Source organism: Actinoplanes sp. NPDC048791 (genome assembly GCF_040650095.1).
Classification (GTDB): Bacteria; Actinomycetota; Actinomycetes; order Mycobacteriales; family Micromonosporaceae; genus Actinoplanes.
This window is the reverse complement of sequence record NZ_JBEZGQ010000175.1, coordinates 1-11,582: the sequence shown is the minus strand read 5'-3', so window position 1 is coordinate 11,582 and position 11,582 is coordinate 1. Positions and strand designations below refer to the sequence as shown.

The window sequence follows — 11,582 nt, the reverse complement described above, 5'->3', positions numbered from 1 at the left end:
GGAGCGAACGCCTGCGTCGCGGCCGGCTCCGGGGCGATCGCGCGGTCCGGCGGCGCGGGCTGCTCGGTGCAACCCGTCAGGGCCAGGACCGCCGCGCCGGCCACGGCCAGTACCCGCTTTTTCGTCATGCCCGGGACGCTATGCGTATTTTGTCGGGTATCTCGGCAGGCCCGGTCCGACCGGCGCGAGTCTGCACGTTCGGACAGGTCCGGTGATCCGAGGAGCCGACCCGGCCTGGGGACGAAGCGGCAGGATTCCGCGGTGACGACCTGCGCACCCTTGACGCCGCGCCAACACCGTGACAATTCTGGGCGAGCCCGGTGATTACCCCCCGAATCGCCGCTGTCCCGAACAGGATCTGACGCCTTGCTGCCCACCGACGCCGTGCGTGACTTCGCCAGCGACCCGTACGCCGCCTACCCCACCGGCACCAGCTACGCGGCCGACGTGCAGCCGGGCGGGTTGCTGGACTTCGAGGCCGCGCGGCAGTGGCTGTCGCGCATCGATCAGTGCCGGGACGCGAACGCGTACACCTTCGGCCTGCCCCTCGACGCGGCGGCCTCGGTACGCAGCGGTTTCGCCGGCGGGGAGCTGCTGCTCTTCTCCACCTACGGCTACCTGGGCCTGAACCAGCACCCGCGGATCGTGGCGGCCGCGACCGACGCCGCGCTGCGCTGGGGCACCACCACGGGCGGCTGCCGGCTGATGACCGGAACGCTGGAGCTGCATCTGGAGACCGAGCGCGAGCTGGCCGCGTTCCTCGGCACCGAGGCCCTCGCCCTCTACTCCAGCGGGTACGACGCCAACGTGGCCGTGATCTCGTCCCTGCTCGGCCGCCACGACGTCGCGATCATCGACGAGAAGGCGCACCGCAGCATCCTCGACGGGTGCCGCCTCTCCGGCGCCCGGACGGTCCGCTTCCGGCACAACGACGTCGAGCACCTGGACACGCTGCTCGCCCGCCACCGCGCCACGGGCGCCCGGGCGCTGGTCGCCATCGACGGTGTCTACTCGATGGACGGTGACATCGCCCCGCTGGCCGCCATCGTCGAGGCCAAGCAGCGGCACGGCGCCTTCCTGCTGCTCGACGAGTCCCACGCGATCGGGGTGCTGGGCCCCGACGGCCGGGGCACCTCGTCGCACACGGACATCCCGGCCGAAGTCGTGGACGTCATCACCGGCTCGCTCGGCAAGGCGTTCCCGTCCGGTGGCGGGTTCGCCGCGGGCAGCCGGAGCCTGGTCAACTACCTGCAGCACGGCTCGGCGCCGTACATGTTCTCGTCCGCGCTGACCCCGGCGAACACTGCCGCAGTCCGCGAGACCGTCCGGGTGCTGCTGGACGAGCCGCATCACATCGAGAGCATGTGGAAGAACACGGCCCGGCTGACCAACCTCGTCCGCGACCTGGGGCTGACCACGGGACCGACGGAGACGCCGATCGTGCCGGTGGTGCTGGGCGACACGCTGCGGACGTACCGGTGGGCCCGGCACCTGCTGGACGACGGCATCTACGTCTCCGCGGTGCCCGCGCCGGCCGTGCCGGAGGGTCAGTCCCGGCTGCGGTTGTGCGCGACGGCCCGGCAGAGCTCCGAGGACTTCGACCGGCTCGGCCGCGCGTTGCGCCGCGTGCTCGACCTCGAGGCCTGACCGCGCGGCGAAACCGCGGCCCAGCGAGAAGCCGCGGCCCAGCGAGAAACCGCGGCCCAGCGAAAACCGCGGCCCAGCGAGAAGCCCGGACCCGGCGAGAAGCCCGGGCCCGGCGGGAAACCGGGGTGCGGTGGCGCCGGGCCGTTGAGATCATCGCCGGATGCCGGATCTTGCCGCGGTCCGTGCCGCCTGCCGCCATATCGGCGACGTGGTCGGCACGGACCCCCGCTATGCCCACACCAGCCATCTGCGGGTGCTCGTCGCCGGTGACCCGGTCTTCGACGAGCATTACCGCGGACCCGCCGTGGCCGACGTCTTCTCGGTGACCAAGACCGTGGTCGCGACGGTGGCCGGGATCGCCGCCCGCCGCGGGCTGCTGCCCGGCCTGGACGAACCACTGCACGAGGTGCTGCCCGCCCTGCGGGACAAGCCGGCGCACGGGCAGACCTGGCGGCAGCTGTTGACCATGACCCGCGGCGCCGCCGTCGACGGGCCGTGGGACATCGACGCGGTCACCGCCCTGCCGGGCGGGCAGGTCGCCCGGGTCGCCTCCGCGCCGCGGATCGACCCACCGGGGCCGGTCTTCCGGTACGACAACGGCGCCGCCCACCTGCTGTCGGCCGGGCTGGCCCAGGTCGTCGGCCGCCCGGTCGGCGAGTACGCCGCCGCCGAGCTGTTCGCCCCGCTGGGCATCACCGACGCGTCCTGGCTGGCCGACCCGGACGGTGTCAGCTACGGCTACGCGCATCTGCGCCTGTCGGCCGAGTCCCTGGGCCGGCTCGGTGAGCTCTGGCGGGCCGGTGGGCAGCCGCTGGTCGATCCGGACTTCGCCGCCGCGATGACCACTGCCCAGACGCCGGGCGGGCCACCCGAGGAACTGCCGTACGGCTTCGGGATCTGGGCCGGCGACGGCCTGGCGCTGGCCGCCGGCTGGGCCGGGCAGCACGTCGTGGTTCTGCCGGACGCCGTGGTCGTCACCACCGGGGATCCGCGCTTCGACGCCGGCCCGCCGCCACGGGACGAGCTGCCCCCGGACTGGCGACCCGCCCTGGAGCTGGTGCGGCAGCACCTGCTGCCGGTGCTCATTTCGTGTGACGCCGGGGCGGTTCCGCCCAGGACGGCGACGCCGGGCTCCTAGCTTCGGGCCATGAGATTCCCCGGTTCCCTGTTGTCGGCCCTGGCCGCGGCCCTGATGCTGCTCCCCACGAGCGCGGCCAACGCGGCCCCGGCTCCGCCACCGGCCGGTGGGCTGCCGGGCCTGGCGGTGCCGGCGTTGGACTGGAGTGACTGCGGCGACGGCGGCTACCAGTGCACGCCGGCCCAGGTGCCGGTCGACCACCACCGTCCGGACGGGACACAGCTCACCCTGCAACTGCGGCGCTGGCCGGCCGCCGTCCCCGCCACCAGGATCGGCACGTTGTTCCTCTACGCGGGCGGTCCGGGCAGCTCCGGCTGGGACTGGGTGCAGTCGTTCGCGACCTCGTCGGCGCCGGAGATCCGCGACCGGTTCGACATCGTCGGCTTCGATCCCCGCGGCGTGCACCGCAGCCAGCCGGTCACCTGCCTCGACGGGCCGGCGTACCGGGCGCAGTGGGCGCAGGCCAAGACCCGGCCCGCCGCGGATTCCTTCGGCACGGCCGTACGTCTCGCCCGGGAGTGGAACGCCGCGTGCCAGGCACATTCCGGCGGGCTGCTGCCGTACATCGGCACGGAGTCGCAGGCGCGGGACCTGGATCTGTTGCGGGCCGCGGTCGGCGACGAGAAGCTCACCTTCTTCGGCGGCTCGTACGCGTCATACGTCGGCACCGTCTACGCCGACATGTTCCCGCACCGCACCCGCGCCCTGGTGCTGGACTCGGGCTACGACCCGCGCAAGTACGCCGAGGACCCGTACGAGTACGACTACGGCCAGTACCGCTCCACCGAGGCGGCGATGTACCGCTTCCTCGGCTGGTGCGCGGCGAACCCGGCCCAGTGCCCGTTCGCGGCGGGCATCCCTGAACCCACGGCCACCGGACTGGCGGCGAAGGTGCACACCGTCCTGGACTCGCTCGACGCGAACCCGGTCCGCGACGCCACCGGCGCGGTCAGCGTCAACGGCGCGACGATGCTGTCCGAGCTGACGTACCGGCTGAACAGCGGCACCCGCTACTGGGCCACCCTGGGGACCAACCTGCACCTGGCGGAGTCCCGCACCGGCCCGCTGCTGTACGCCATCAGCCAGTCCGACACGGCCTTCAACGCGGTCAACGTCGCGGTGGAGTGCGCCGACCGGGTGTACCCGCGGAGCCTGCCCCAGTTGCGGACCCGGCTGGCCCGGGCCGCGGCGGACTTCCCGCTCACCGCGCCGGGCATGGCGTACGGCCCGCCCGCGTACGACCAGACGCACGCGCCCGCCTGCCTGCAGTGGCCCGCCGCCCGGCACAGCCGCTACACCGGCTCGTACCGCGCGCGGGGGTCGGCCCCGATCCTGGTGGTCGGCAACACAGGTGACCCGGACACCCCGTACGCGGACTCGGTCACACTCGCGCACACCCTGACCAACGGCCATCTGCTCACCTGGGACGGCGAGGGTCACACCGCCCGCCGCAAGAGCGCCTGCGCCGAGGCCCACATGTACGAGTACCTGCTGCGGCTGGTCGTCCCGCCGGCCGGCACCGTCTGCCGGGACGCGCCGATGCCCGCCTGACGTGGGCGGACCACCGCCGTACCCCGGCGGCGGTGGTCAGCTCTCGTCGAGGATCTCGCGGACGCCGGCCAGCATCCGGAAGATCTCGATGCGCCCGTCCAGGAAGCCCATCCGGTAGTCGGCCCCGGTCGCGGGGTCCTTGGCCTTGGTGGCGTCCCGGTGCCCGGCCAGCGCGTCGACACGGCCGGCGTCGTAGGCCAGCAGCGCGTCGTCCATGCGTTCCTCCGCGTCGTCCCGGGCGCGGCGCTCCCCGCCGGCCCGCGCGACAATGTCGCACGCTGCGGCGATGGACAGAACCGGCCGTCCGCCCGAGAGAATCCGGCCGATCCGCCGATCATCGATACCCCGTACCCCTAATGGGTAGATGCTCCCGAGCCGATCTACAGTTGATTTGCCCGTTTTACGGGAAATGGGTTGAACGGAAGTCCACCGGGAACGTTCCGGCGTGGTGACGGTGGGCGTCCTCGGGGGTTCGTGAAGGGATCACGATGGAGCTGGAGCGGATCGGCACCTGGATATTGGACGAGCTTCCCGGCCTCAACCGGGCGATCCTGGCCGGCGAGGCACCGCCGGACGTGCTGGTCGACGCGCTGGGCCGCGACGTGCTGCCCGGGCTGCCCCGGCCGGAACGCCTGGATCAGCTCGAAGCGCAGCGTCTGCTGGTGCATCTCGGCTTCGTCGGCGCCTCGGTGGCCCGGCACTTCCAGGAACGCACGCCGGGCGGCAAGGAGGAACCGCAGCGCGCGTTCGACGGACTGAGCGCCGGGGACGCGGCAGTCCCCTTTCCGGCGTACTTCACGGCGCTGGCCGACCACACCGGGACCGGCCACTACCACCGCGACAGCTATGCGTCGCTGGTGCGCTGGAACGTCGGGACGATCCAGGTCTGCCTGGGCGACGAGGTGCTGGCGAGCCTGCCCGGCGTGTTCGACGACGGCCGGATCCGCAGCTACACCGGCACCCCGGCCGAGGAGCGCTTCTTCGCCCTGGTCAAGCGCAGCGAGGCGATCGAGCTCGCGGTCAACAACCTGCTGGAACCGCTGGCCGGCGCGGACTGCCGGCTCGACTCCGAGGACGCCGTCCTGCGGCTGCGGACGTCGGCGACCCTGCTCGAGGCCATGCGGCACCTCTTCCTCACGTTCGCGGCCCTGCCCGCGGATCAGAGCATGCCGGCCGAGCACTTCATGGACGTGTTCCGCCAGTTCGCCGTGCACTGGTTGCCCGACGACATCCCGCCCAGCGGGGCGCTGGATCCGGAGGCCCTCAAGCGGGATTTCCTGCTCGGCATCGCGCTGCCCGACTACGCCCGGCACGTGCGCCGGCTCTTCCCGGCACTGCTGGCCGAGGAACGCACCGCGCTCGAGGCGTTGATGGTCCAGCCGACGCTGCCGCAGCGGCTGCTGACGGCGCTGGAGGTGGACGCGGCCGCGCTGGCGACGGCCGACCCCGCCGATCTGGGCCGGCTGGTCAGCCGCGTGCCGGCCCTGGCTGACTGGTACGCGCTGCTCAACGCGCACGCCCGAGCGGCCGGAGCGCACCTGATGCTGAGCAAGAAGTTCCTGTTCAAGCCGCAGACCCAGCGCGATCTGGCCGGCCAGGGTGACCAGCGGCTGGTGTCCAACCGCTCCGGCACCACCGGCATGACCGAGACGTTCCTGGAACGGCTGACCCGGGCCCGCCGCGAGCACCTGCTCGCCCCGCTCCGGCCGGTGCTCAGCGGCGAAACCACCGCAAACCCGTCCACCGGCGCGGTACGGTCACCCTCTGGGACGGCGGCGGTCGCCGTGACTCTGGCGGCCTGAACGGTGCCGGCGGTGACGGGGTCATCCGCCAGTACGTGGGGGTGGGCGGTGCAGGCTCGAGCGAGCCAGAAGCTCATGACGGTGGGCCACGAACAACTGATGGCCCTCATCGACCACACCTCGGCCGTCATCTACATGCGGGACGCCGACGGCCGGTACCTGCTGGTCAACCGGGAGTACGAGCGGCTGTTCAAGCTGCGCCGGGAGGACATCGTCGGGCTGACCGACCACGACCTGTTCCCGCAGGACATCGCCGACGACTTCCGCGCCAACGACCTGCGGGCGTTCGCGCGCGGCTTCCCGGTGCAGATGGAGGAGCAGGCGCCCAGCGACGACGGCCTGCGCACCTACGTGACGGTCAAGTTCCCGCTGACCGACGCGGCCGGCCACTCGTACGCGGTCTGCGGCATCTCCACCGACATCACCGAGCGCAAGCACGCCGAGGAGGAGGTGCGCCGGCTCAACGACGAGCTGGAGCTGCGCGTCCGGGAACGCACGGCGGAGCTGGAGGCCTCGACGCGCGAACTGGACGCGTTCGCGTACTCGGTGTCGCACGACCTGCGCGCGCCGCTGCGCTCGGTGGAGGGGTTCAGCCAGATCCTGCTCGAGGACTACAGCGAGGCGCTGGAGGCGGAGGCCCGCCAGTACCTGGGCCGGATCCAGGCCAACGTGGCCCGGATGGCCCAGATGATCGACGACCTGCTCAACCTGTCCCGGGCCACCCGGGTCGAGCTGCGCCGCGAGCACACCGACATCACCGCGCTGGCCGGCGAGGTGGTGGCCGAGCTGCGCGGTCGCGAGCCGGAGCGCAGCGTCGACGTCGTCGTCCCGGACGGCCTCGTCGCCCAGGGCGACCCGCACCTGATCCGGCTGGTCCTGCAGAACCTGATCGGCAACGCGTGGAAGTTCACCGTGCACAAGCCGGACGCGACCATCCGGCTGGCCCAGGAACAGCACGACGGCGTCGACGTCTTCTCGGTGCGGGACAACGGGGCCGGCTTCGACATGCGCTTCGCGCACAAGCTGTTCGACCCGTTCCAGCGGCTGCACTCGGCCACCGACTTCGAGGGCACCGGGATCGGGCTGGCCATCGTGCACCGCATCGTCACCCGCCACGGCGGCCAGATCCGCGCCGAGTCCACCCCGGGCGCGGGGGCCACCTTCCGGTTCAGCCTCACCCCGGCGCCCGCGGGCTGGGGGCTGTGATGAGCGACGGCCCGATCCTGCTGGTCGAGGACAACCCCGACGACGTGCTGTTCACCATCCGCGCGTTCGCCAAGAACCACATCCGGAACGAGATCGTCGTGGCCAACGACGGCGAGCAGGCCCTGCGGCTGCTGCTGCCCGACGACGGCCACCCGCTGCGCCCGGCGCTGATCCTGCTCGACATCAAGCTGCCCAAGGTCGACGGCCTGGAGGTGCTGCGGGCGATCCGCGACGACGAACGGACCAGCTCCCTGCCGGTGGTCGTGCTCACCACGTCGAACGAGGAACGCGACATCGTGGAGAGCTACCGCCTCGGCGCCAACAGCTTCGTCCGCAAGCCGGTCGTGTTCGAGGAGTTCGTCGACGCGGCCAACGTGCTGGGCGTCTACTGGTTGCTGGTCAACCAGCCCGCGCCGCCGGCCCGGAACGGCTGACGGCCATGGACGACATCCACGTCCTCGTCATCGACGACAGCCCGGACGACGCGCTGCTGATCGTCCGGCAGCTCAAGAAGGCCGGGCTGGCGATCACCCACGCGCGCGCCGACACCGCGGCCGGCGTCGCCGCCGCCCTGGACGAGCAGGTTCCCGACGTCGTCATCTCCGACTACAACATGCCCGGCTTCCGGGCCGAGGACGCGCTGGAACAGATCCGCGCCTGCGACGCGGACATCCCGTTCATCCTGGTGTCCGGCCAGATGGGCGAGGAGATGGCCGCGGCGCTGATGCGTGCCGGGGTACGCGACTTCGTGCTCAAGGACCGGCTCTCCCGGCTCGGCCCCGCCGTGCAGCGGGAACTGCGCGAGGCCGGCGACCGGCGCCAGCGACGCCGGGCCGAGGCGGCACTGCGCGACAGCGAGGAACGGTTCCGCCTGCTGGCCGAGCACGCGCAGGACATCATCTTCCGCTACCGCGGCGTCCCCGAGCCGGCGATGGAGTACCTCAGCCCGGCCGTGGAGTCGGTCACCGGCTACACACCCGAGCAGTTCTACGCCGACCCGGGACTCATCTTCCGGATCATCGAGCCGGAGGACCGGCCGGTCATCGAGCAGTCCTGGCGCTCGGCCCATCCCGGCACCCTGACCGTGCGCTGGCACCGGTCCTCGGGCGAGGTGGTCTGGACCGAGCAGCGGGCCGTCGCGATCCTCGACGACGAGGGCCGTCCGGTGGCGGTGGAGGGCATCCTGCGCGACATCACCGAGCGGGTCACCGCCGAGCATGAACGCGCGGAGCTGGAACGGCAGCTGCGCCAGGCGGAACGCCTCGACTCGCTGGGTCAGCTGGCCGGCGGCATCGCCCACGACTTCAACAACCTGCTGGCCGTGATCGCCGGGTACGCCGACATGCTCAACGAGGAACTGGCGGCGGAACACCCCGGCCGGGCCGACCTGGACGGCATCAAGCAGGCCGCCGTACGCGGCAGCGGGCTCACCCGGCAGTTGCTGATCTTCAGCCGGCTGGAGCCGTCGCAGCCGGAGGTCCTCGACGTCAACGCCGTCGTCACCGACATGCAGCGGCTGCTGAGCCGCACCCTGGGCGAGGACATCGAGGTCACCACGAGCCTGGCCCCGGGACTGCCGGCGGTCACCATGGACCGCAGCAAACTCGAACAGGTCCTGATGAACGCGCTGGTGAACTCGCGTGCGGCGATGCCGGCGGGCGGCAAGCTGAGCATCGTCACCGGGGTCGCGTACGGCGCCGAGGTGCCCACGGTCAACCTGACCATCACCGACACCGGCTGCGGCATGACGCCCGAGGTGGCGGCCCGCGCGTTCGAGCCGTTCTACACCACCAAGGGCCGCGGTCAGGGCACCGGTCTGGGCCTGTCCACGGCGTACGGGACCGTGACCGAGGCGGGCGGCACGATCAGCCTCGAGTCACGCCCGGGGGTCGGCACCACGTTGCGCGTCTGCCTGCCGGCCAGCGCGACGGCCGCACCGGAGAGCACCAGCGTGGCCGGCACCCGGGCCGCCGGCAGCGGCGAGTGGATCCTGGTGGTCGAGGACGAGGACGCCGTCCGCGACATCGTCTGCCGCACCCTGGTCAAGGCCGGCTATCAGGTGCACGCGGCCGGCGACCCGCAGCAGGCGCTGAAGATGTGCGTCGACGAGTCCTTCGTGGTCGATGCGCTGCTGACGGACATCATCATGCCGGGCATGTCCGGCACCCGGCTGGCCGCCGAGCTCCGCCAGACCCGCCCGGACCTGCCGGTGCTGTTCATGTCGGGCTACACCAACGGCCCCACCCCGGGCGGGCACGAGCTGCCCGAGGACGCACCCCTGATCCGCAAGCCGTTCGAGACGGAAACCCTGCTGCGCGAGCTGCACCAGCTGCTCTCCCGGGCTACTCCATCAAAATGATTTGATGTAATCTGCTCGTCGTGGGATCGAAGAGTCAGGATCCTCCGGCGTTCGTGCGGCTGGCCGCCCATCCGCTGCGCTGGCGCCTGCTCACCGCGCTGGCCGGCAGCGACCACCGGGTCCGCGAGCTCGTCGAGCTGGTCGGCGAGCCGCAGAACCTGGTCTCCTACCACCTGCGGCTGCTGCGCGACGGCGGCCTGGTCACCGCCTCCCGCAGCAGCTTCGACGGCCGCGACAGCTACTACCACCTCGACCTCGATCGCTGCGCGGCCGCGCTCTCCGGCACTGCCGCCGCCCTGCACCCGGCGCTGCGGCAGCAGTCCCCGGCCGAGCTGCCGACCGGCGGCGGCGTGCTCTTCGTCTGCACCGGCAACAGCGCCCGCTCGCCGATCGCCGAGGCCCTGCTGCGCCACCGCACCGGTGGCCGGATCGAGGTGGCCAGCGCCGGCATCCGGCCCAAGGCCGAGCTGCACCCCGATGCCGTACGGGTGCTGCGCCACGATTTCGGCATCGACCTCGGTGACCGCCGCCCCCGGCATTTCGACACGTTGACCGGCCACCGGTTCGACTACGTGATCAGCGTGTGCGACAAGGCCCGCGAGGCCTGCCCGGACTTCCCCGGCCGCCCCCGGCGGATGCACTGGAGCATCCCCGACCCCGCCACCTCCGGCGACCCCCGGCACGCCTTCGCGCACACCGCGGCCGCCCTCGACACCCGCATCAGGCACCTGCTCCCCATCCTGACCGAAGGAGTTCAGCCGTGACCGCACCCGAGCAGTACGCCGCCGTCCGCTACCTCGTCGACGACGTCCAGCAGGCCGTCGACTTCTACACGACCCAGCTCGGCTTCACCGTCAAGACCAGCGCAGCCCCCGCCTTCGCCGACGTCGTCCGCGGCCCGTTGCGGCTGCTGCTGTCGGGACCGGCCAGCTCGGGCGCCCGCGCCACCCCGGACGACGCGGCCACCGCGGGCCACAACCGCATCCACCTGATCGTCGAGGACCTGGACGCCGAGATCACCCGCCTCCGCCACCAGGCGGTGTCCTTCCGCAGCGAGCTGGTCAGCGGCCCGGGCGGCCGGCAGGTGCTGATCTCCGACCCGGCCGGCAATCTGATCGAGCTGTTCCAGCCGGCGCAGCACTGACGAGTTCTACGCCGGCGTCCGCACCGGCCAGGTGACGACCATCCGGGCGCCACGGTCGGCGGGCTCGTAGTGGGCCTCGCCGCCGTGGGCCTGCGCGAGCTGGGCGACGATCCACAGACCCAGGCCGATGCTGCCGGGGTTCTCGCTGCCGAAGCGGGTGAAGAGCCGGGACCGCGCCGCTTCCGGTACGCCCGGACCGTGGTCCCGGACCACCAGCGTCCCGGTGCCACCGTTCCCGGTCACCCGGACCACCACCGGCGGCTTGCCGTGGCGCAGGCCGTTGCCGACCAGGTTGACCACGATCTGCTCGAAGCGGTCCCGGTCCATGGCCAGCACCAGCGCGGGGTCGACGTCGACCACGACGTCGTCACGGCCCAGGTGGGCGACCGCCGCGGACACCACCTCGCGGACCGGCCAGGGCCGCAGGTCGAGGTTGAGCCGGCCCTGCGAGTCGATCCGGTCGAGGTCGAGCAGCCCGGCGGTGAGGTGGGTGATCCGGGCGACCTGCCGCAGCGCCCGCTCGATCAGGTCGCCGGCGCTGTCGCCCGGTTCGTCGCGCAGTTCCTCCAGGACCATCTGCACGGTGGTCAGCGGCGAGCGCACGTCGTGGGCCAGCGCGGCCACCAGCGCCGCCCGCCAGCGTTCGATCTGGGCGATCCGGGCCCGGTCCTCCCGGAGGTAGCGGGCCTGGGCCTCGATCAGGAAGGCGATGCCGAGGGCGACGGGCAGCAGCAC

The 11,582-nt window shown here is 72.3% G+C and carries 11 protein-coding genes; 9 read left to right on the top strand and 2 right to left on the bottom strand.

Annotated elements, in window-relative coordinates; genetic code table 11:
* The first annotated feature begins 366 nt into the window (after window positions 1-366).
* From AB0C29_RS15695 to AB0C29_RS15685, 3 genes are all read left to right on the top strand, one after another.
* Window positions 367-1,647, top strand: a complete 1,281-nt coding sequence (locus tag AB0C29_RS15695; RefSeq protein ID WP_360820679.1) for a pyridoxal phosphate-dependent aminotransferase family protein — start codon at window positions 367-369, stop codon at window positions 1,645-1,647.
* Window positions 1,648-1,807: 160 nt separating this feature from the next.
* On the top strand, window positions 1,808-2,785 hold the full coding sequence (locus AB0C29_RS15690) for a serine hydrolase domain-containing protein (RefSeq protein ID WP_360820677.1): 978 nt from the start codon (window positions 1,808-1,810) through the stop codon (window positions 2,783-2,785).
* Between the two features lie 9 nt (window positions 2,786-2,794).
* On the top strand, window positions 2,795-4,336 hold the full coding sequence (locus AB0C29_RS15685; RefSeq protein WP_360820675.1) for an alpha/beta fold hydrolase: 1,542 nt from the start codon (window positions 2,795-2,797) through the stop codon (window positions 4,334-4,336).
* 36 nt (window positions 4,337-4,372) lie between these two features.
* Here AB0C29_RS15685 and AB0C29_RS15680 read toward each other — a convergent pair whose 3' ends face one another.
* Window positions 4,373-4,552, bottom strand: a complete 180-nt coding sequence (locus AB0C29_RS15680; RefSeq protein ID WP_360820673.1) for a hypothetical protein — start codon at window positions 4,550-4,552, stop codon at window positions 4,373-4,375.
* 272 nt (window positions 4,553-4,824) lie between these two features.
* Between AB0C29_RS15680 and AB0C29_RS15675 the strand changes: the two genes are divergently transcribed.
* Genes AB0C29_RS15675 through AB0C29_RS15650 form a run of 6 tightly spaced genes read left to right on the top strand, consistent with a single transcriptional unit; the run spans window position 4,825 to window position 10,847 of the window.
* Complete coding sequence (locus AB0C29_RS15675) at window positions 4,825-6,138, top strand: hypothetical protein (protein WP_360820671.1); 1,314 nt, start codon at window positions 4,825-4,827, stop codon at window positions 6,136-6,138.
* A 48-nt stretch (window positions 6,139-6,186) separates the two neighbouring features.
* Complete coding sequence (locus tag AB0C29_RS15670; RefSeq protein WP_360820669.1) at window positions 6,187-7,344, top strand: ATP-binding protein; 1,158 nt, start codon at window positions 6,187-6,189, stop codon at window positions 7,342-7,344.
* Window positions 7,344-7,778 carry a response regulator gene (locus AB0C29_RS15665; protein WP_360556381.1) on the top strand — a complete coding sequence of 145 codons (435 nt, stop codon included), beginning with the start codon at window positions 7,344-7,346 and terminating at the stop codon, window positions 7,776-7,778. Before AB0C29_RS15670 ends, AB0C29_RS15665 begins: the two co-directional genes overlap by 1 nt.
* A 5-nt stretch (window positions 7,779-7,783) precedes the next feature.
* Window positions 7,784-9,703 carry a response regulator gene (locus AB0C29_RS15660; RefSeq protein WP_360820667.1) on the top strand — a complete coding sequence of 640 codons (1,920 nt, stop codon included), beginning with the start codon at window positions 7,784-7,786 and terminating at the stop codon, window positions 9,701-9,703.
* 20 nt (window positions 9,704-9,723) lie between these two features.
* Window positions 9,724-10,467 (top strand): ArsR family transcriptional regulator, encoded by a 744-nt coding sequence (locus AB0C29_RS15655; RefSeq protein WP_360820665.1) that lies wholly within the window; start codon window positions 9,724-9,726, stop codon window positions 10,465-10,467.
* Entirely contained in the window at window positions 10,464-10,847 is a 384-nt protein-coding gene (locus tag AB0C29_RS15650; protein ID WP_360820663.1) for a VOC family protein, read from the top strand. The genes AB0C29_RS15655 and AB0C29_RS15650 overlap by 4 nt, the downstream gene beginning before the upstream one ends.
* Before the next feature lie 6 nt (window positions 10,848-10,853).
* On the opposite strand, the gene AB0C29_RS15645 is transcribed toward AB0C29_RS15650, so the two are convergent.
* Window positions 10,854-11,582: HAMP domain-containing sensor histidine kinase (locus AB0C29_RS15645; protein ID WP_360820661.1), on the bottom strand; the 729-nt coding region annotated here is incomplete at its 5' end.